Below are 19109 nucleotides of genomic sequence, written 5' to 3' on the forward strand. Positions count from 1 at the left end.
GCCCTCCGTCACTGGGCCGCCCACTGTTTTCGGAGAACGTCTGCGGCCCTGACCTGCGGTAACGGCGCGGCCGACGAGGGTCCGAAGGATCGATCGGCCCGCCTGGTTGCACGTCGTCCGCAGCCGGGTCTACGGTTCCCCTACATCTAGTAGTTACACGGATGTAGTTATCCACATCTAGTCCCACAGGACAGGTCGGGTTACGCACAGCGAACCCCCGTCGTCCACACGGAATCCACAGCCCAGCACACAGGTTGAACACCTAGAGGGAGGTCCGCCATGCACTGCCCCTTCTGCCGCAGCACCGACACGCGGGTCCTCGACTCCCGGGTCGCCGAGGACGGTTCGTCCGTACGCCGCCGCCGCACCTGCCCCACCTGCGAGCGCCGGTTCTCGACCGTCGAGCTGATGCAGCTGATGGTCGCCAAGCGCAGTGGCGCCACCGAGCCCTTCACCCGCGACAAGGCCGTCGCCGGCGTCCGCAAGGCCTGCAAGGGCCGGCCGGTCTCCGAGGACGACCTGGCCCGCCTGGGGCAGCTGGTGGAGAACGACCTGCGCGCCGCCGGCTGGGCCGAGGTCCCCGCCCACGAGGTGGGGCTCGCCATCCTGGCGCCCCTCAAGGCGCTCGACGCGGTGGCCTACCTCCGCTTCGCCAGCGTCTACAAGTCCTTCACCTGCGCGGACGACTTCGAGAGCGAGATCGCGCTGCTGCGCGCCGCCTCGGTTGTCGGTGGTGACGGCTTGACTGGGTCCGACCCCGCCTCACGGGTCGCGACCCCTCAGCCCACGGGCTGACCCGATCAGCCCCGTGCGCTGTGGGGAAGCAGCGCGCGGGGCCACCACGTAAGACCAGATGAGCACCACCAACCAGGGAGCACGGGACATGACCGAAACGGTGAGCAGCACCGGCACAGCACGGGGACGTCGCAAGGGCGGCCTGAAGATCGAGCAGACCTTCTCGACGCCCGGGGTCCACCCCTACGACGAGCTCACCTGGGAGCGACGCGACGTCGTCCAGACCAACTGGAAGACCGGCGCCACCGTCTTCGAGCAGCGCGGCGTGGAGTACCCCACGACGTGGAGCGTCAACGCCTCCACGATCGTCACGACCAAGTACTTCCGCGGCGCTGTCGGCACCGACGCGCGCGAGTGGAGCCTCAAGCAGCTCGTCGACCGCGTCGTGAAGACCTACACCGCCGCGGGCCGCGACCACGGCTACTTCGCCAGCGAGAAGGACGCCGAGGTCTTCGAGCACGAGCTGACCTGGCTGCTCGTGCACCAGTACTTCTCCTTCAACTCCCCGGTCTGGTTCAACGTGGGCACCCCCAGCCCGCAGCAGGTCTCGGCGTGCTTCATCCTCTCCGTCGACGACTCGATGGACTCGATCCTCAACTGGTACAAGGAGGAGGGGTTCATTTTCAAGGGCGGCTCCGGCGCCGGCCTCAACCTCTCCCGCATCCGCTCCTCCAAGGAGCTGCTCTCCTCCGGCGGCACCGCCTCGGGCCCGGTCTCGTTCATGCGTGGCGCCGACGCCTCCGCGGGCACCATCAAGTCCGGTGGCGCCACGCGTCGCGCGGCCAAGATGGTCGTCCTCGACGTCGACCACCCCGACATCGTCGAGTTCGTCGAGACCAAGATGAAGGAGGAGGACAAGATCCGGGCGCTGCGCGACGCCGGGTTCGACATGGACCTCGGCGGCGCCGACATCACCTCCGTCCAGTACCAGAACGCCAACAACTCGGTCCGCGTCAGCGACGAGTTCATGCGTGCGGTCGAGGACGGCACCACCTTCGGCCTGCGTGCCCGCGACACCGGCGAGGTCATCGAGAGCGTCGACGCCCGCGAGCTGTTCACCAAGATCAGCGAGGCCGCCTGGGCCTGCGCCGACCCCGGCCTGCAGTACGACGACACGATCAACGACTGGCACACCAACCCCGAGACCGGCCGCATCACCGCGTCCAACCCCTGCTCGGAGTACATGTCGCTCGACAACTCCTCGTGCAACCTGGCCTCGCTCAACCTGCTCAAGTTCCTCAAGGACGACGACACCTTCGACGCCCCGCTGTTCGCCAAGGCCGTCGAGCTGATCATCACCGCGATGGACATCTCGATCTGCTTCGCCGACTTCCCGACGGAGCCCATCGGCGAGACCACCCGCAACTACCGCCAGCTCGGCATCGGCTACGCCAACCTCGGCGCCCTGCTGATGGCGATGGGTCTGGGCTACGACTCCGACGGCGGCCGCGCGATGGCCGCGACCATCACCTCGCTGATGACCGGCCAGTCCTACAAGCGCTCGGCCGAGCTCGCCGCCGTGGTCGGCCCCTACGCCGGCTACGCCCGCAACGCCGACGCCCACAAGCGCGTCATGCGCAAGCACCAGGCCGCCAACGACGTCGTGCGCACCCTCGGGGTCCACGACGCCGGCGTCCACAAGCTGGCCACCAAGGTCTGGGACGACGTCCAGAAGCTCGGCGAGAAGAACGGCTTCCGCAACGCGCAGGCCTCCGTGCTCGCGCCCACCGGCACCATCGGCTTCATGATGGACTGCGACACGACCGGCATCGAGCCGGACTTCTCGCTGGTCAAGTTCAAGAAGCTGGTCGGCGGCGGCTCGATGCAGATCGTCAACCAGACGATCCCGCGGGCGCTGAAGAAGATGGGCTACCAGACCGAGTCGATCGAGGCGATCGTCGAGTTCATCGCCGAGAACGGTCACGTCATCGACGCGCCCGGCCTCAAGACCGAGCACTACGAGGTCTTCGACACCGCGATGGGCGCCCGCGCGCTCAAGCCCATGGGCCACGTGCGGATGATGGCGGCCTGCCAGCCGTTCCTGTCCGGCGCGATCTCCAAGACGGTCAACCTGCCCGAGTCGGCCACGGTCGAGGAGATCGAGGACGTCTACCTGCAGAGCTGGAAGCTCGGCCTCAAGGCGACCGCGATCTACCGCGACAACTGCAAGGTCGGTCAGCCGCTGTCCGACGGCAAGTCCGAGTCCTCCAAGAAGGACCAGGGCCTGTCCACCGCGACGGTCGCTCCCGAGGTCGTCGAGAAGGTCGTCGAGGTCCACAAGCCGTTCCGCAAGCGCCTCCCCAAGAGCCGCGCGTCGCGGACCACCAGCTTCACGGTGGGTGGCGCCGAGGGCTACATGACCTCCGGTGCCCACGACGACGGCGAGCTCGGCGAGGTCTTCCTCAAGCTCGGCAAGCAGGGCTCGACCCTGGCCGGCGTGATGGACGCGTTCTCGATCGCGGTCTCGATCGGCCTGCAGTACGGCGTCCCGCTGGAGACCTACGTCTCGAAGTTCACCAACCTGCGCTTCGAGCCCTCCGGCCTCACCGACGACCCCGACATCCGGATGTCGCAGTCGCTGATGGACTACGTCTTCCGCCGGTTGGCGCTGGACTACCTGTCCTTCGAGGACCGCTCGATGCTCGGCATCTACTCCGCCGAGGAGCGGCAGCGTCACCTCGAGACCGGCTCCTACGAGCCGCTCGAGGAGACCGGTGGGTCGGGCGAGCTGCTCGCCGAGCCGACCGTCGCCGTCGTGGAGGCCAAGGCGACCGGGCGTGACCACGACGACCGTGCCGACGACCTCGAGACCAAGGACACCCACGGTGCCGAGGCTCGTCAGGTCCCCGCCCAGGTGACGACGCAGGAGGCCCGCACCTCGGCCGAGCTCCTGGAGAAGATCACCGGCACGGCCGTCGACTCGCCGCTGTGCATGACCTGCGGCACGAAGATGCGCCCGGCCGGCTCCTGCTACGTCTGCGAGGGCTGCGGCTCCACCAGCGGCTGCAGCTGATGTCGAGTTGCACGAGAATGGCACGTGTGAGTTGCGTCTGATGGCAGCGATTGCGCTTGTGCCAGAAGGTATGAGTATCACCTTCCGAGGTGATACCCCGACCTGATGATGCCGACCCGGCTCCCGACATGGGGGCCGGGTCGGTGTGCTTCAAGCTCAGGCCCTGAGATGTCAGAGGGGCGTGATCGAGTAGGACTTCGGGCCAACCGGTCCGGGAAAAGCACGAAGGCCCGGCAGGGCCGGGCCTTCGTGGGCACAGACGGTGATCGTCCGTACGCGGTGTAGGAACCCGTATGACACCACCCTCCGTGCCACCAACGCAAGACGGCACGGAGGGAGGTGGAGCAGATGCCGAAGAACCCCAAGCAGACCAGTGCGAAGGCCGCCAAGGCGGCCAGCAAGGTGCTGCGCGACGGGCGTACCAGCAAGGCCAGCAAGACGGCCGCTGGGAGCGCCTTGGCGCAGTCGCCCAAGCGCCGCGGTCGCTGACGAGGTCGGCCCCGCCGCAGCGGCGGGGCCGGCCCTCGGTTCAACCACCTGGCACCAACCGGTGGCAGGTGCATCGCTCACAGTACGGAGATCCGAACATGGCTAAGCCCGAGCACCCCCAGCACCCGGAGCACCCGGAGCACCCGGAGCACCCGGAGCACCCGCCCAAGCCCCCGACCCCGGGGCCGGCCGACCCGCCCGACACTCCCGGCGACCGCCCGGTCGCCTAGGCAGTGGCCTGGTTCGAGGAGAACCCTGACCTCCTCCAGCGCGAACTCCACGCGCTGGAGGCGGCGGGCCTCTCCTGCACCGTCGACGAGAGCGCGCGTCAGGACGAGCACCTGCTGAGGCTGGAGGTGTCCGGCACGATCGAGGGCGACACCCACACCTGGATGTGCGCGTTCCCCGACGCCTACCCCTACTTCCCGCCGTTCGTCACCGGCCCTGACCGCGGCTACCGCTACCACCATCACCCGGACACCGGCCAGTACTGCCTCCTGCGAGACGGGGACGGCGGTTGGAAGCCGAGCATGACCCTGGCTCAGCTCCTGCGCGAGCAGTGGCCGAAGTTCCTGGCGGCACAGCGGGCTTCGTCCTCCTCGGAAGCGACCCCGGCGCTGGAGGTGCAGCAGGCCGAACCCTGGACCCAGTACCTGCAGTACGAGGATTCGAGGCAGTCCGTGTTGTGGGATGCCACGCTCGAGCCGCCGGAGTCGGAGTCCGCCGGGTTCATCGAGGGCGTGCCGTTGGGCAAGTACAACGGCTTCAAGTGGTTGGCGCTGGTCAGGTCCGACCTTGGTGGCCAGCACGTGGCAGGTCGCGACCTTGGCGAGGTTGCTCGAGAGATCTACGCCGCCGGGCGGGAGGAAACCATCCCGTGGGTCAGGCTGGCGTCTGCCCCCGGTGGGACCGATCCTGCCGCCTGGTGGGAGGAGGCCGCCAGAGCGTGGGAGGTGGTCCGGCCCGCGGTGATGGCAGGGAAGAAGAAGAGCGGCGGGGCGGTCACGCAGCTCCTGGTCACCTTCCCCGAGGAGGTCGGTCATCGCGAGCTGGGATGGGGTTGGGTCCTTGTCCGCGCCCAACGACGGGGGAAACCCAAAACGATCCCGCCCACATTCCAGCGCGTCGTTCGCGTCGGCCCAGACGACCTCGCGCGGCGCGCGCCTGCGTTGGCGCCCATACAAGATAGACGTGTCCTGGTCGCAGGGCTCGGAGGCCTGGGTTCACAGATCGTTCGGCTGCTAGCCCAGACTTCCCCGGCAGAGCTGGTCCTGTGGGACCCCGACGTGGTCGAGGCCGACACCGCGGTGCGGTGGGCGGGAGCATTGGCCATGGACGGCGTCCCGAAGGCCGTGGCGCTCGCCCACGATGTCCTCGACACCCAGGCTCACACCAGGCTTGAGCTGCTCGGTGCCCGCGTCGGTCACACCCGCGGCAGCATGGGCCAGCAAGCGAACAGTGTTGGCGACCAGCATGGGGACCTGGTGAGGCGGCTGCCTGACCTCGACCTGGTCGTAGACGCCACCGCCAACCGATCGGTGCAGCACTACCTCTCGGTTCAAGCTCGGGACCACGGGGTCGCCTACATGCGCGCCGACGCGCAGTACGGCGTGTGGTCGGGCCTGGTCGGCCTCCAGCGACCGGGCGGCGAGGTCTGCTGGATGTGCTGGATGCATCACGTCAACGACCAGACCATCCCCACGCTGCTCAGCGACCCCGACGGCGAGATCCAGCCGCCCGGGTGCGGTGCGCCGACGTACGTCGGCACGGCTTTCGACCTGGCCCCGATCGCGGCGGAGTCCGTCCGGATGGCGACGTCGTACCTCACGGAGACGGGGGAGGCGGACCGCCACCCCTTCGACGTCATGACGCTGCGGCTACGTGATCACGACGGAAGGCTGACGGTCCCCACCTGGGAAGGACACGAGCTCGAAAGGCACCCGGCGTGCCCCAACCACGGGTGACGACCGCCTGGCTGGAGCCGGCGGGTCTCGTCGAGCTGGTGGGTGAGGCTGCCCGGCATCGTGACGAGGAGACAGGCGGGATGCTCCTGGGGTACCGCAACGACGGCGCCATCGTGATCACCGATGTCGTGGGTCCGGGACCCGCCGCCCGCCACGGACGGTTCACCTTCCGCCCCGATGCCCAGTGGCAACAGGGTCAGGTCGCGAAGACCTACGCGGCCAGCGGTCGGACGACGACCTACCTCGGCGACTGGCACACCCATCCTGGCGGGAGCACCACGCTGAGCCGTCGCGACATTCGAACGCTGCGTGGCATCTCGCGGGCCAAGGGTGCCCGCCAGCCGCAGCCGCTGATGGCCGTACTCGCCTTCGATGACGACCCCCAGGACGGCCGCCTGGTGGTGTGGGAGCTACCGGGCCGCTACCGACGCCCCGTGCCGTGCCGCCTTCAGGTCATGCACTAGGCCGAGCGCCGACTACTCCGCGTCAGCGGTAGCTGTCCGCGTCGTCAGACGAGCAGCAACGAGTAGCGCACCTCGTCGGACAGGGTCGTCCCGCCCGACGGCGTGCGCACGAGAAGACCCGCGTTGACCAGCTCGGCGGCGGTGACCTGCTGATCGTTGGTCAACGACTTCGAGCGCCGGCGGCACGGCGCCTGCTGCAAGAGTCGGACCTGGCCGAGTTCGAGACCACGCCGAGCCAGGTGAGCACGCCATGTGGAGCGCAGGACGTCGTGGGGGACGGCGCCCAGACGAGTGAGCGCTCGCAGACGTCCGTGTGCCACACCCTCGTTGCTGGAGCGTCACGAAAGCCCAGTTCAGAGACCTGTAGGACCGCCAGGTGACATTTGGAGTGACGTTTGGATGACATCTGACAGCTGAGGTCCAGCAGCAGGTCCGGCGTTCTCGGCCACCACGTCCGGCTGGTGCGGGAGTCGGGCCAGCTGGTCCGTGAGGTCGCCTGGACGCGCTTGCCGGGCATCGCGGAGGAAGCCAGGACAGGTCGGGCTCGGCTGTGCCGCCGGTCCGACGCGTTGGTCGGGTCGGGTCAGGCGGGTCGGGGGAGCTGGCGGTCGGCCTGACGACGCTCGGCGCGGACCTCGGCGCGGGCGGTCTGGCGGGCCCGCTCGAAGTAGGCCTTGGGGTCGCGCAGGATCTGCTCGACCCGCTCGTCGAGGCGCTTGCCCGGGATCTTGATGGCCACGATCGTCCTCCTTCTCCGTTGTCCAGTGTGCCTCAGTGACACGTCCGAAACTAGGTCAACCCACCGACATCCCCGCTCAGGGGATGCTGAGCGCCACCGCCAGGACGCCGGCCATCAGCCGCAGCAGGGCCTTGTCCTCGGCGTCCAGGCTGTCCGGCTCGACCGCGTCGAGCGTGAGCATCCCGTACGCCGTGTCGCCGGCGATGACCGAGACCGAGATGAAGCAGCGGTAGTCACGGTCCTTGGCCTGGTCCCACCCCGGCGGGGGAGCGGCCTCGAGGTCGACGCACAGGAGGTCCTCGTCGGCCAGGACCAGACCGATGGCGGCGTCGCCGGCGGGTGTGCCCGCGACGAACGTCGTGGTGGGCGAACCGGCCCGTCCAGCGGCCGAGTCGGGCTCGAGGGTCATCGGGGGGCCGGCCTCGAGCCGGAACCAGCACGCCCGGGCGCGTTCGGGGCCGATGAACTCCGCCGCGGTCAGCAGCACGAGCGGGATGGCCTGCGCCCGTCGCTGGTCACGCAGGACAGGGTCGTCCTCGAGGGCCAGCTGGCCGAGCAGCCGCAGCACCGGGTCGAGGGCGTCGTTCATCGCCACCCGCGTCTCCACGCGTACGTCGATCTCGCGCTCCTCCGCCGTGGCCTCCCGGCGGCTCGCCACCAGCTGTCGCCACTGCGGGATGCCGAAGGCCAACCCCGTCGCCACCGCCTGGGTCACCACCAGGAACGTGAACCAGAGGTCGGTGGCCGACCGGGAGAGCGCTGCGGTGACGGGCGAGACGACGGCGAACACGAGCGCGACCAGCAGCCAGGCCGTCGCCCGCCCGCGGGTCTCGTCACCCTCGTCGCGCTGCGTCATCGTCGTCCTCCTCCCGAGGGCCACATCATCACAGCCGCCTCGGACAGTCGGGGGGGTCGCGCGGGCACCCCGCCGGACGCGGCCCGTCCCGACCCTCGAACCCCGTCCGACACCCTCGCGCCTGCGGTGGCAAACTCGTGCGAGTCGATCGACGCGGTCGGGTTCGCGTCCACCACCACTCGGGGAGCGACGATGACCACTGCCACCACGACGCGGCTCGACCGTGTGCTCGGCGCCGTCGAGCGCGTCGGCGACAAGGTGCCCCATCCGTTCGTGCTGTTCGCCTGGCTGCTCGCGGTCGTGGCGGTGGCCAGCACGGCGCTCGACCTGGTCGGCGTCCGGGTCACCGTGCCGGGCTCCGACGAGGCCACCGCGGTGCAGGGGCTGCTCACCCCCGACGGCGTGGCCTGGTTCCTGACCAGCTTCGTCGAGAACTTCATGTCCTTCCCGCCGCTCGGCAACGTCCTGGTGATGCTGCTCGCGGTCGGGGTGGCCGAGCAGAGCGGCCTGCTCAAGGCCGCCGTCCAGGCGGTCTTCGCCCGGGCGCCGCGGTCGGTGCTGCCGTACGTCGTGGCCTTCGTCGCCGCGCAGGGCCACGTGATGTCCGACCCCTCGATGATCGTGATCCCGCCGCTGGCGGCCCTGGTCTTCCTCGCCGCCGGCCGCCACCCGCTCGCCGGCATGCTCGGGGCGTTCGCCTGCACCACGGCCGGCTACGCCAGCGGCATCCTGATCGGCTCCCTCGACGCGCTCCTGGCCGGCATCACCACCTCCTCGGCCGAGATCGTCTCCGACCTCGACACCACCCCGGTCACCATCGCGAGCAACTGGTGGATCTCGATCGCCACCGGCATCCTGCTGCCGCTGGCCGGCGGCTTCCTGATCGACCGCGTCATCGAGCCGCGGCTGCCGGCGTTCCAGCGGCCCGACGAGGACGAGACGGGGGTGCTCGACGCCCGGGAGCGCCGCGGCCTGGTCGCCGCCACCGTCGTGGGGGTGCTCCTGCTGGCGGCGGCGTTCGGTGGCTGGCTGGTGCCCGGCAGCCCGTTGCGCGGCGAGGGCGGCGACCTGGTGCCATCCCCGTTCCTCGACGCCATCGTGCCGATGCTGGCGCTGCTGTTCCTGGCTACCGGCATCACCTACGGGGTCGTCACCCGCGTCGTCGAGCGGGCCTCGGACGTGCCCGAGATGATGACCGAGGCGATGCGCGGGCTGGCCGGCTACGTCGTCTTCATCTTCATCGCGGCGCAGGTCATCGCGATCTTCACCTGGAGCGGCCTGGGCACGGTGGTGGCCGTGGAGCTGGCCGAGGGGCTCGACGCGGTCGGCATCACCGGTTTCGGCGCGGTCGTCGGGCTGGTCCTCATCGCCTCGGTGATCAACCTCTTCATCACCTCCGGATCGGCGATGTGGGCGCTGATGGCGCCGGTCATGGTGCCGACGTTCGCGCTGCTCGGCTTCGAGCCGGGCTTCGTGCAGGCGGCGTACCGCATCGGTGACTCGGTCACCCAGGTCATCACCCCGCTCAACCCCTACCTGATCGTGCTGCTGGGCTTCGCCCGCCGCTACGAGCCGAGCCTGACCTTCGGGGCGTTGATCGCCCGGATGGCGGTCTTCGTGCCCGTCTTCCTCGTGGTGTGGCTGGCCGCCCTGGCGGTCTTCTACGTCACCGGCACCGACGTCGGCCCCGGCATGCCGATCCGCCTGCCCGACAACTGACCCGTCCCCCCACCCCGAGGAGAACCGTGACGCTCGACGTCGTGGCGCTGCGCCGCGAGATCCACGCCCACCCCGAGACCGCGTTCCGCGAGGTGCGCACTACGGCCCGCGTCGCCGAGGTCCTCACCGGGCTCGGCCTCGAGCCGCGCACCGGCAGCGGTGTCCTCGAGCGCGACGGGATCGTGGACTACCCCGACGACGCGACCCTCGACGGCGACGCCGAGCGTGCGGTCGCGACCGGGGCCGACGCCACCTGGGTCGAGGCCGTACGCCGGGACGGCGCCGCGCTCGTCGTGGACGTCACCGGCAGCCGGCCCGGACCCACCTGGGCGCTCCGCTTCGACACCGACGCGCTGCCCATCGTGGAGTCCGAGGAGGCCGGCCACGTCCCGGCCCGCGAGGGCTTCCGCTCCACCTTCGCCCGAGGCATGCACGCCTGCGGCCACGACGGCCACGTCGCGATCGGTCTCGGGCTGGCCGAGCGCCTCCGCGACGACCCCGACTTCGCCGGCACCGTGAGGTTCCTGTTCCAGCCCGCCGAGGAGGGTGGCCGCGGCGCCCGGGCGATGCTGGCCGGCGGGGCGCTCGAGGGCGTCGACCGGTTCGTGGCGCTCCACCTCGGCCTCGACCTGCCGCTGGGGCACGTCGTCGGCGGAGCCGTGGGCGCGTTCGCGACCACCAAGCTGCGGGCGCGCTTCACCGGCGTCGCCTCGCACGCGGCGGCCGCGCCGCAGGACGGCCGCAACGCGCTCGCCGCCGCGGCCGCGGGCACGCTCGCCGTGCTCGCGCAGCCGCGCTGGTCGACCACCGACACCCGGGTCAACGTCGGCACCCTGCGCGCCGGCGACGGGGTCAACATCATCCCGGCGTGGGCCGAGCTGACCGCAGAGACACGGGCCCTCGACGCCGCGGTGCAGGACGAGATGACCGCACGGGTCACCGCGGCGTTGCAGGGGGCTGCGGCGTCGTACGGGTGCGAGGTGACGGTGACCCCGACGGGCGGCTCGACCACGATGGAGTCCGACGAGGCGGTCGCCGACGCGCTGCGCGGCCACGCCGCCGACCTCGGCCTCACCGCGGAGACGTTCGGGCCGATGGGCGGCAGCGACGACGCCAGCCTGTTCCTCGCCGAGGTGCAGCGTCACGGCGGCTCCGGGAGCTACGTGATGGTCGGCGCCGACAACCCGGCGCCGCACCACAACCCCGCCTTCGACGTCGACGAGCGGGCGCTGGCCCACGGCCTCGACCTGCTCGAACGGCTGGTGCGCGCGGGCTGAGCGGCTCAGGCGTCGACCCCGGAGAAGGTCGGCGTCTGCTCCTGGCCGTCCCAGCTGATCCGCCAGCTGAACGCCTCGGCGAGCGCGTCCTCGTAGGCCGCTGCCTGGGTCTCGGTGATGTTCCCGGCCGCCAGCGTGGCGTCCACGGCAGGGCTGTCGAGCTCCACGAGCGCGTCGACCAGCGTCTGCGGGTCGATGCCGAGGTCCTCGGCCACGGCGGCGAGGTTCTGGCCCTGCTCCTCCATCCGGACGTGGAGCTCGTCGTGGGTGATGCCGAGCACCTCGTCGAGCACCGACTCGATCGGCTGGTGGCCGCGGTGCAGGCCGAGGGAGGCCTCGCCGTAGGCCTCCTGCACCAGGGCGTCGAGCTGCTCCTGCGTCGTCACCGAGCTGACGTCGGTGCCGCCCGGCCCGCCCTGGCCGCCGCCCTGGCCGCGGCCGGAGTCGGTGGCGTCCTGGGCGGTGGTCCCGGAGGCGGTGGTGGTGCCGGTCGCGGCGGTGTCGCCGTCGGAGGCGGACACGCCGCACGCGGCCGCGGTGGCCAGGAGCGGGGTGATCACGAGGGCGGCGAGGGTGCGTCGGAGCGTCATGGGGGACTCGTCTCTGGGTCGTGGGAGGCGTACGCCGATCGGTGCCGGCGAGCAGGACGGTGCCGACCCCGCCCACGACCGGGGTGTGCGCCACCTGTGCGTCCCGTGTGAGCCCCCGGGCCCTCGACGACCCACAGGGCGGACACACGTGGCGCACAGGCGCGGGCGTCAGGTTCTCCGCCATGACCGACGTACGCCGCCGCCCGGGGCTCGCCCGCCTGGCCGGTGCCGCCGGCCTGGCCGCCGCCGGGGTGCTGCTCGTGCCCGCCGCCGCCGAGGCCCACAGCCTGGACAGCAGCACCGTCTCGGTGCACCTGGGCGAGGACGGCGCCGACGCCACCGTGACCGTCGCGCTGGCCACCCTGGACGCGGCCGTGGACGCCGACCTCGGGGCCGCCGCCGACGTCGGCACGCATGCCGACGAGGTGGTGGCCTACCTCGCCGAGCACGTCGCGGCCACGGGTGCCGACGGGACGACGTGGGCGGAGTCCTGGTCGCAGCCCACCGTCGAGACGGTCGAGGGCATCGAGTCGGTGAGCCTCGACGTCGTCTGGGACACCGCCGGGGCCGACCCGTCGTCCTTCGTGCTCGCCTACGACGCGGTGGTGGAGTCCGACGCGACCCACGAGGCGGTGGTCGTGCTGACCGACGCCGCCGGTGACATCAGCGCGCCCGGGGTGCTGGACGCGACGCACGGCACCCTGCGGATCGGCGAGGCCGCCGAGGTCGGGGTGGCCGACATGGTCCACCTCGGCCTCGAGCACGTGCTGTCCGGGGCCGACCACCTGCTGTTCCTGGTGACCCTGCTCCTGGTCGCGCCGGCGGCCGCGGTGGCCGGTGGGTGGCGGCCGCGACCCGGCGTACGCCCCAGCCTCCGGTCGGTCCTCGGCGTGGTCACCGCCTTCACGGTCGGCCACTCGGTGACGCTGCTGGCCTGCGCACTGGGGTGGGTGACGCCGCCCTCCACGCCCGTCGAGGTGCTGATCGCGGTCTCGGTCGGGGTCTCCGCTGTGCACGCCCTCCGGCCGCTGGTGCGTCGCGGCGAGCAGCTCATCGCGGGCGGGTTCGGGCTGGTGCACGGGCTCGCCTTCGCCGGCATCCTCACCGACCTCGGCCTGCAGGGCCGCACGTCGGTGCTGGCCCTGCTGGCGTTCAACCTCGGGATCGAGCTGGCGCAGCTGCTGGTCGTGCTGCTGGTGTTCCCGTCGCTCTACCTGGCCTCCCGGACCCGGTCGTACGCCGCGCTCCGCACCGCCGGCGCCGTCGTCGCCCTGGTCGCCGCCTCGGCGTGGGCGCTGGACCGGCTCGGGGTGCGGGCCGACCCGTTCGCCGGGGTCGAGGACGCGGTCGTGGCCCACCTGTGGACGGTGCCGGTCGCGCTCGCCGGGGTGGCCGTGCTGGCGTGGGCGGCCGGGGCCCTCGTTACGGTGACCGGGCCCCTGACGCCGCTTCCCCCGGAGGACCCGTGCCCTACTCCTCGCTGTCCCACCTCGAGTGCTCCGCCACCGGCGAGCGCCACGACGCCGACCAGGTGCAGGGGGTGAGTGCCGCCGGCAAGCCGCTGCTGGCGCGCTACGACCTCGACGAGGTCCGGGCGGGGCTGACCAAGGAGGAGGTCGCGTCGCGGCCGCACGACCTCTGGCGCTACCACGAGGTGCTGCCGGTGCGGGACCCCGCGCACGTCACCACCCTGGGCGAGGGGATGACGCCGATGCTGCCGCTGCCGGCGTACGGCGCCTCCATCGGCGTTCCCGGGCTGCTGATGAAGGACGAGGGCCTCGTCCCCACCGGCTCGTTCAAGGCCCGCGGCGCCGCCGTCGGCGTCTCCCGCGCCCGCGAGCTGGGCGTACGGGCCGTGGCGATGCCGACCAACGGCAACGCCGGCGCCGCGTGGTCGGTGTACGCCGCCCGCGCCGGCATCGGCTCGCTCATCGTGATGCCGGTCGACGCCCCCGAGATCACCCGGCGCGAGTGCGTGGTCGCGGGTGCCGAGCTCTACCTCGTCGACGGCCTGATCAACCACGCCGGGGCGCTGGTCAAGGCGGCGGTCGAGCAGCGCCCGGGCTACCAGGAGGTGTCCACGCTCAAGGAGCCCTACCGCATCGAGGGCAAGAAGACGATGGGCTACGAGATCGCCGAGCAGCTCGGGTGGGAGGTGCCCGACGTGATCCTCTACCCGGCCGGGGGAGGGGTCGGCCTGATCGGCATCCACAAGGCGATGCGCGAGCTGCAGGAGCTGGGCTGGATCGGCGAGAAGCTGCCGCGGCTGGTGTGCGTGCAGTCCACCGGCTGCGCCCCGATCGTGGACGCCTTCCACGCCGGCCTCACCGAGAGCACCCTCGTCGAGGGCACCCACACGCTGGCCTTCGGCATCAACGTGCCCAAGGCGCTCGGCGACTTCCTGGTGCTGGAGGCGGTGCGCGAGTCGGGCGGCACGGCGATCGCGGTCAGCGACGAGACCATCCTCGCCGAGACCACCGCCCTGGCCCACGCCGAGGGCACCTGGATCTGTCCCGAGGGTGCGGCCTGCATGGCGGCGGCCCGTGAGCTGCGCGAGAGCGGGTGGATCGGCGAGCAGGAGCAGGTCGTCGTGCTCAACACCGGCACCGGCCTGAAGTACCCCGACACCGTCACTGTCGACGTCCCCACCCTGGCCCGCGACGGGGTGGTCCCCGCCCGCTGACCGGGCGGCTCGGGCAAAGCGCCGGCACCCGGCCGTCGGCCTCACTACCCTGGGCCGACGGGTCAGACGCCGATCGGGGGCAGCATGGCGCAGCAGCAGGGGACACCACCACCGCCGTGGGTGCCGGGCGAGGAGCCGCCGCCGGTGCCGCGACGCCGCGCCTCGACCGGGCTCAAGGTGTTCGTCGTGGGCCTCGTCGTGGTGCTGCTCGCCGGCGTCGTCGGTGTCGGAGTGCTGGTGGTGCGGGTCGTGGGAGACCTGCAGGCCACCGGAGGTGACGACGCCCCCGTCGCCTCGGGCGACCGCGACCCCGGCTCCGGGTCCGGCGACAACGGCGGTTCCGGGGACGGCGGGTCGACCGCGACGGCCCCACCCGGCGACGTCCCGCTGCTCGCCGAGCAGTGGCAGGACGGCGACGACACCTTCGTCTTCGAGCTGGAGGGGCTGGCCGACTCGTTCCGCGGGCCCGACCACTGGGGGTGCGCCCGGATGGACGCGACGGCGACGTCGAGCCGCTGGGCGTGCACCGACGAGGGCGGTAGCTTCCCGCCGAAGCCGAGGAACGACCCGCCCACGGTCGGCCGGATCGAGACCCACGCCTGCCCGGCGCCCTGCGCGATCGCCGACGAGGCGTCGCTGGAGAGGTACGCCGGCTCCTTCGCGCCGCTCGTGGGCCGGCTGCGGCAGCTAGACGACCGCACCTGGTGGCTCGACGCGCCCGCCGACGACCGGGGCCTGACGCCGATGGTCATGGCCCGCAACTACGACAGCGACGACGACCAGCAGCCCGACCAGGTGCTGTTCGCCTTCTTCTCGGCCTCCGCGCCCGACGTAGAGATGGCCGGCAAGACGATGCGCGACCTCTACGACCGCCAGCGCTGACCCCCGACGACCGCGCGGCGTACGCGCACGCCGACGGTCACGCCCCGTGTCGGTGCCGCCCCCTACATTGAGGTGGACGACAGAGGGGGTGGTCGGGTGAGCCCGAGCTTCGACGACGTGGTCGAGCGGTCCTGGCAGCAGTTCGAGCGCGACCTCGGCGCCCGGCTGGCGCACCTCGAGGGCGAGCTCGCGGTGGTCTGCCCGGCCGGTCTCGACCAGGACACCGGCCCGCGCGTGGTGCTGAGCCGTCTCGGCGAGCTGGTCATGGCCGAGGTGCGCGAGCCCGAGAGGTCCCGGTCGGAGACCTCGGGGTCCGCGACGTCCGGGCCCGAGGGGTGGGGGCCCGCCGGCCGGGTCCCCGCCGACGTCGAGCGCGGGCTGGTCTCGCTGGGCTGGGAGGCGCCCGACCACCTCGCCCACCCGGCCTGGTGGTGCGGGGCCCTCGTCGACGACCTCTCCGCGCTCTGCACCGTCCTCGCCGACACGCTGCGGATGGCGTTCGGCGTGGTGCACCCCGACTTCCTCGTCGAGGCGGGCTCCGGGCCGGGGGACGCGGGCTGGCTCGCCGAGGTCGCGCGCGAGGCCGGGTCCCGCGGTGAGCTGCTCGAGCTGGTCGCGCAGGCGCTCGCCCCGTCCTACGGTCCCGAGGTCAGGCGCGACGACGAGGGCGACTTCCCTGTCTTCACCGGGGTGGTGCCGATCTGGATCCGCGTGCTCGAGGACCGGCCCACGCTGCGCTTCTTCAGCCACGTGGTCTGCGAGGTCTCCGACACCAGACGCGCCCGGCTCGAGGTCGAGATCCTCAACCGGCGCACCCCGATGCTGAAGTTCCAGCTCGCCGACGACCTCGTGCTGGCCTCCTACGAGCTGCCTGCCGACCCGTTCGTGGCCCACCAGGTGCTCGGCGTCCTGGAGTCGCTCTCGGACTCCCTCAACGAGCTGGCGGTCGACCTCGCCGACCGCGTCGGCGGGTCGCTGTTCTTCGACGCCCTCGAGGAGAGCACCGACGACGACCCGGGCTGACGCGGGTCCGCTCCGCGACGGACCGGGACGTCCCACCGGCTGCCGGCGATGGTGCAGGATGATCGACGTGGTGGACGAGCACGGCCTGGTGTTCCCGGCCGACGACGAGGGCAGGCGCAGCACGTCACGCACGGGCCGGGGGGTGGTGGCCGACGCGTTGCGCGGGGTCGACCCCACCGGGGCTCGGGCGGCCGAGCAGGAGACCGCGTGGCGCACCGGCTACCTCCCGCACTTCCGGCGTCTCGTCGAGGCGGGCCTCGACGGGCCCGACGCGGCGGTGACGGTGGCCCGCGACGGCCTGGACTCGCTCCACCGTCGGATGCGCGTGGTCGACCCCGACGGGCAGGAGCGCACGCTCACCGACTGGCCCGACGACGGTGCGGCGGTGCGCTCGGTCGAGGTCGCCGGCGAGGGGGAGGCGGTCCGCGAGCTGGTGCTGCCCTACCACGGCGAGCGGCTGCGCGGGCCCGGCATCCGGCGTCGTCTGGGCGGCTGGGTCGAGCGCGGCGTGGTGGAGCCCAGTGTCGCCGAGGCCGTCGACCGGGTGCTCGACAACCCCGACTGGCTGCGGCTCGAGGGCCACACGGTCGCCGTCCTCGGGGCCGGCGCCGAGATGGGTCCGCTGCCCTCGCTCGTGCGGTGGGGCGCCCGGGTCGCGGCCGTCGACCTGCCCCGGCCCGACATCTGGCAGCGCGTGCTGACGCTCGCCCGCAACGGGGCCGGCACCGTCGTCGTCCCCACGCTGCACGACGACGACGGCCGCGCCCTGGACGACGTGGCCGGCCTCGACCTGCTGGCGCAGGTGCCCGCCATCGAGCGGTGGCTGGCCGAGCAACCGGGCACGCTGGTCGTCGGCAACTACGTCTACGCCGACGGCGCGACCAACACCCGGGTCAGCACCGCCGTGGACGACCTGAGCCGCCGGCTGATGGCCGACCGTGGCGACACCGCGCTGGGCTTCCTGGCCACGCCCACCGACGTGTTCGTGGTGCCGGGGGAGGCGGTCGCGCACTCCACGGCGGCCTACGAGAGCCGGTCGGGCCGCTCCAAGACGCTGGGGCGGCCGCTGCGCACCCTCTCGGGCGGGCGCCTGCTCCGCCGGCAGTACGTCGCCGGCTCCGACCCCGGCGTCAACGACTCGCTCGTGCCGCAGCAGGGCCCCAACTACGCCCTGGCCAAGCGGGTGCAGCGCTGGCGCGCCACGGTCGCACGCCACGACGGCGTGACGGTGTCGATGAACGTCGCGCCCCCGACCCGCACCCGTTCGGTCGTGAAGAACCGTGCCCTCGCGGCGGCGTACGCCGGGGCGCACCGCTTCGGCGTCGAGGTCTTCGAGCCGGCGACGTCCAACGTGCTGATGGCCGCGCTGCTGGTCCACGACCTGCACACCCAGGGCGGCCCGCGTCACGAGCAGCCCTGGCAGGACGAGGCGTACGCCGCGTGCCACGGCGGGCTGTGGCGCACCGCCTACGCCCCGCGCAGCGCGCTCGGCCTCGCCGCGCTGCTGGGGTACGGCGCCGCCCGCGGCTGACGCCCGACCGGGGGACGGGCGTCAGCCGGCGCTGCGTCGGGTCAGCGCACGCCGATGGCGCGCGAGCAGTGCGGCCACGCGCCCCAGCCCTGCGAGCGCTTGATCCGCTCGGCCACGCGGATCTGCTCGGTCTTGGTGGCGCGGTGCGGCAGCGAGGCCAGGCGTGCGCCACCGAAGGCACGCCAGGTGCGGGGGCTGATCTGCAGACCGCCGTAGTAGCCGTTGCCGGTGTTGACGTGCCACCGGCTCGTCGACTCGCAGTGGGCCATCCGGTTCCAGGTGCGCGTGGTCGCGGCCTCGGCGGCGGGACCGGTGAGCACCGGGGCCATCAGGACGAGGGCAGCGAGCAGCGACAGGACGAGCTTGCGCATGAGGGTTCCTCCACGCGCCTGCGAGGTTAGCTGTCGGGTTCGGGCCGGAGAGCCCGGTCACTGTCGTGACTTCACCCCGAGGACCGCGGTGCGGTCCGGGAAACCTGGGTTCCCCGCTCCTGCCCGAGCTGTCATCGAGACCCCCCGCGCGGGCAGGACTCGGCGGTCGCGGGGGGACGCCCCGCGACGCGGGACGAGACACCCTAACCCTGCGGGGAGGAGGTTGTCGCTGGCACGAGCGGGTGGTCGGTCACGGCACCGACGTACTACTCCGGTGCGGAGCGAGATCGCGGGTCGAGACTCTTAACAAGAGTGATTCACTAGAGTTACTCTGGAAGCCCGCTCCCCAGGAGGTCCTCGTGACGCACACCGCCCTGCTCGACAGCCCGGCCGTCCAGACCCACGCCCCGACCCCCGCCCCGACCGACGGCCCGGCTCTCCGGCAGGCGCTCGCCGGGCTGGTCTCCTGGCAGGAGTCCTGGCACCGTCACTGCGCGGCGCGGCTGGGCGTGCGGGTCGACGGCGTCGAAGTCAGCCCGGTGCTCGGGGTCGACGGCGAGGTGCGGTTCGACGTTCGGCTGAGCGGGCCCGAGCCCAGCGAGCGGTACGCCGCGGTGCTGGCCGCGGCCCACGAGCACGCCCCCGTGCTCGACCTCGTCACCGGCGGCTGAGGGTCGCTCCTCGGCCACTAGGCTCGTCGAGCACGCGGCCGC

The 19109-nt window shown here is 72.1% G+C and carries 17 protein-coding genes and 1 riboswitch; of the genes, 13 read left to right on the forward strand and 4 right to left on the reverse strand.

Features of this window, described 5'->3' with window-relative positions:
• The first annotated feature begins 279 nt into the window (after nt 1-279).
• The 5 genes from nrdR (at nt 280) to ASG49_RS04295 (ending at nt 6725) form a co-directional block, all read left to right on the forward strand.
• Nucleotides 280-795 (forward strand): transcriptional regulator NrdR, encoded by a 516-nt coding sequence (nrdR, locus tag ASG49_RS04280; RefSeq protein WP_056537479.1) that lies wholly within the window; start codon nt 280-282, stop codon nt 793-795.
• A gap of 88 nt (nt 796-883) precedes the next feature.
• Nucleotides 884-3808: a vitamin B12-dependent ribonucleotide reductase gene (locus ASG49_RS04285; RefSeq protein WP_056539762.1), complete on the forward strand. Its 2925-nt coding sequence runs from the start codon at nt 884-886 to the stop codon at nt 3806-3808.
• Between the two features lie 348 nt (nt 3809-4156).
• Entirely contained in the window at nt 4157-4297 is a 141-nt protein-coding gene (locus ASG49_RS19035) for a hypothetical protein (protein ID WP_200936194.1), read from the forward strand.
• A 233-nt stretch (nt 4298-4530) separates the two neighbouring features.
• Nucleotides 4531-6261, forward strand: a complete 1731-nt coding sequence (locus ASG49_RS04290; RefSeq protein WP_056537482.1) for a ThiF family adenylyltransferase — start codon at nt 4531-4533, stop codon at nt 6259-6261.
• Nucleotides 6258-6725, forward strand: coding sequence for a Mov34/MPN/PAD-1 family protein (locus ASG49_RS04295; RefSeq protein WP_056537485.1), 468 nt, complete (start codon nt 6258-6260; stop codon nt 6723-6725). The genes ASG49_RS04290 and ASG49_RS04295 overlap by 4 nt, the downstream gene beginning before the upstream one ends.
• 583 nt (nt 6726-7308) lie before the next feature.
• Here ASG49_RS04295 and ASG49_RS18510 read toward each other — a convergent pair.
• Together ASG49_RS18510 and ASG49_RS04300 are read right to left on the reverse strand one after the other, a co-directional pair.
• Nucleotides 7309-7464, reverse strand: a complete 156-nt coding sequence (locus tag ASG49_RS18510) for a hypothetical protein (RefSeq protein WP_156384178.1) — start codon at nt 7462-7464, stop codon at nt 7309-7311.
• A 76-nt stretch (nt 7465-7540) separates the two neighbouring features.
• Entirely contained in the window at nt 7541-8320 is a 780-nt protein-coding gene (locus tag ASG49_RS04300) for a GAF domain-containing protein (protein WP_056537488.1), read from the reverse strand.
• Between the two features lie 192 nt (nt 8321-8512).
• Between ASG49_RS04300 and ASG49_RS04305 the strand changes: the two genes are divergently transcribed.
• Both ASG49_RS04305 and ASG49_RS04310 read left to right on the forward strand, forming a co-directional pair.
• Complete coding sequence (locus ASG49_RS04305; protein WP_056537491.1) at nt 8513-10039, forward strand: AbgT family transporter; 1527 nt, start codon at nt 8513-8515, stop codon at nt 10037-10039.
• Between the two features lie 26 nt (nt 10040-10065).
• On the forward strand, nt 10066-11316 hold the full coding sequence (locus ASG49_RS04310) for an amidohydrolase (protein ID WP_056537494.1): 1251 nt from the start codon (nt 10066-10068) through the stop codon (nt 11314-11316).
• 5 nt (nt 11317-11321) lie between these two features.
• Here the strand turns inward: ASG49_RS04310 and ASG49_RS04315 are convergent, their stop codons facing one another.
• Nucleotides 11322-11906 (reverse strand): hypothetical protein, encoded by a 585-nt coding sequence (locus ASG49_RS04315; RefSeq protein WP_056537497.1) that lies wholly within the window; start codon nt 11904-11906, stop codon nt 11322-11324.
• Nucleotides 11907-12088: 182 nt separating this feature from the next.
• Between ASG49_RS04315 and ASG49_RS04320 the strand changes: the two genes are divergently transcribed.
• The 5 genes from ASG49_RS04320 to ASG49_RS04340 all read left to right on the forward strand — a co-directional run bounded on the left by ASG49_RS04320 (nt 12089) and on the right by ASG49_RS04340 (nt 18025).
• Nucleotides 12089-13450: a HupE/UreJ family protein gene (locus tag ASG49_RS04320; protein ID WP_056537500.1), complete on the forward strand. Its 1362-nt coding sequence runs from the start codon at nt 12089-12091 to the stop codon at nt 13448-13450.
• Nucleotides 13372-14589 carry a threonine synthase gene (locus tag ASG49_RS04325; RefSeq protein ID WP_056537503.1) on the forward strand — a complete coding sequence of 406 codons (1218 nt, stop codon included), beginning with the start codon at nt 13372-13374 and terminating at the stop codon, nt 14587-14589. The genes ASG49_RS04320 and ASG49_RS04325 overlap by 79 nt, the downstream gene beginning before the upstream one ends.
• Before the next feature lie 84 nt (nt 14590-14673).
• The gene (locus ASG49_RS04330; protein WP_156384180.1) at nt 14674-15471 is read left to right on the forward strand and encodes a hypothetical protein; all 798 of its coding nucleotides are present in this window, start codon (nt 14674-14676) and stop codon (nt 15469-15471) included.
• A 96-nt stretch (nt 15472-15567) separates the two neighbouring features.
• The gene (locus tag ASG49_RS04335; protein ID WP_056537508.1) at nt 15568-16494 is read left to right on the forward strand and encodes a hypothetical protein; all 927 of its coding nucleotides are present in this window, start codon (nt 15568-15570) and stop codon (nt 16492-16494) included.
• Nucleotides 16495-16552: 58 nt separating this feature from the next.
• A complete protein-coding gene (locus ASG49_RS04340; protein WP_056537511.1) occupies nt 16553-18025 on the forward strand; it encodes a hypothetical protein in 1473 nt (490 codons plus the stop codon).
• Nucleotides 18026-18066: 41 nt separating this feature from the next.
• Here the strand turns inward: ASG49_RS04340 and ASG49_RS04345 are convergent, their stop codons facing one another.
• Nucleotides 18067-18396: a transglycosylase family protein gene (locus tag ASG49_RS04345; protein WP_056537514.1), complete on the reverse strand. Its 330-nt coding sequence runs from the start codon at nt 18394-18396 to the stop codon at nt 18067-18069.
• A gap of 1 nt (nt 18397) precedes the next feature.
• Nucleotides 18398-18571: riboswitch (cyclic di-AMP (ydaO/yuaA leader) on the reverse strand.
• A gap of 184 nt (nt 18572-18755) precedes the next feature.
• Between ASG49_RS04345 and ASG49_RS04350 the strand changes: the two genes are divergently transcribed.
• The gene (locus ASG49_RS04350) at nt 18756-19067 is read left to right on the forward strand and encodes a hypothetical protein (RefSeq protein WP_056537517.1); all 312 of its coding nucleotides are present in this window, start codon (nt 18756-18758) and stop codon (nt 19065-19067) included.
• Nucleotides 19068-19109: the final 42 nt, after the last annotated feature.

Source organism: Marmoricola sp. Leaf446 (assembly GCF_001424755.1).
Taxonomy (GTDB): Bacteria; Actinomycetota; Actinomycetes; order Propionibacteriales; family Nocardioidaceae; genus Marmoricola.

What these genes read in the sequence shown, in the direction of transcription:
- ASG49_RS04285 (WP_056539762.1), top strand. Translation starts at nt 884, where the DNA reads ATGACCGAAACGGTGAGCAGCACCGGCACAGCACGGGGACGTCGCAAG.
- ASG49_RS04300 (WP_056537488.1), bottom strand. Translation starts at nt 8,320, where the DNA reads ATGACGCAGCGCGACGAGGGTGACGAGACCCGCGGGCGGGCGACGGCC.
- ASG49_RS04320 (WP_056537500.1), top strand. Translation starts at nt 12,089, where the DNA reads ATGACCGACGTACGCCGCCGCCCGGGGCTCGCCCGCCTGGCCGGTGCC.
- ASG49_RS19035 (WP_200936194.1), top strand. Translation starts at nt 4,157, where the DNA reads ATGCCGAAGAACCCCAAGCAGACCAGTGCGAAGGCCGCCAAGGCGGCC.
- ASG49_RS04340 (WP_056537511.1), top strand. Translation starts at nt 16,553, where the DNA reads ATGATCGACGTGGTGGACGAGCACGGCCTGGTGTTCCCGGCCGACGAC.
- nrdR (WP_056537479.1), top strand. Translation starts at nt 280, where the DNA reads ATGCACTGCCCCTTCTGCCGCAGCACCGACACGCGGGTCCTCGACTCC.
- ASG49_RS04315 (WP_056537497.1), bottom strand. Translation starts at nt 11,906, where the DNA reads ATGACGCTCCGACGCACCCTCGCCGCCCTCGTGATCACCCCGCTCCTG.
- ASG49_RS04305 (WP_056537491.1), top strand. Translation starts at nt 8,513, where the DNA reads ATGACCACTGCCACCACGACGCGGCTCGACCGTGTGCTCGGCGCCGTC.
- ASG49_RS04330 (WP_156384180.1), top strand. Translation starts at nt 14,674, where the DNA reads ATGGCGCAGCAGCAGGGGACACCACCACCGCCGTGGGTGCCGGGCGAG.
- ASG49_RS04345 (WP_056537514.1), bottom strand. Translation starts at nt 18,396, where the DNA reads ATGCGCAAGCTCGTCCTGTCGCTGCTCGCTGCCCTCGTCCTGATGGCC.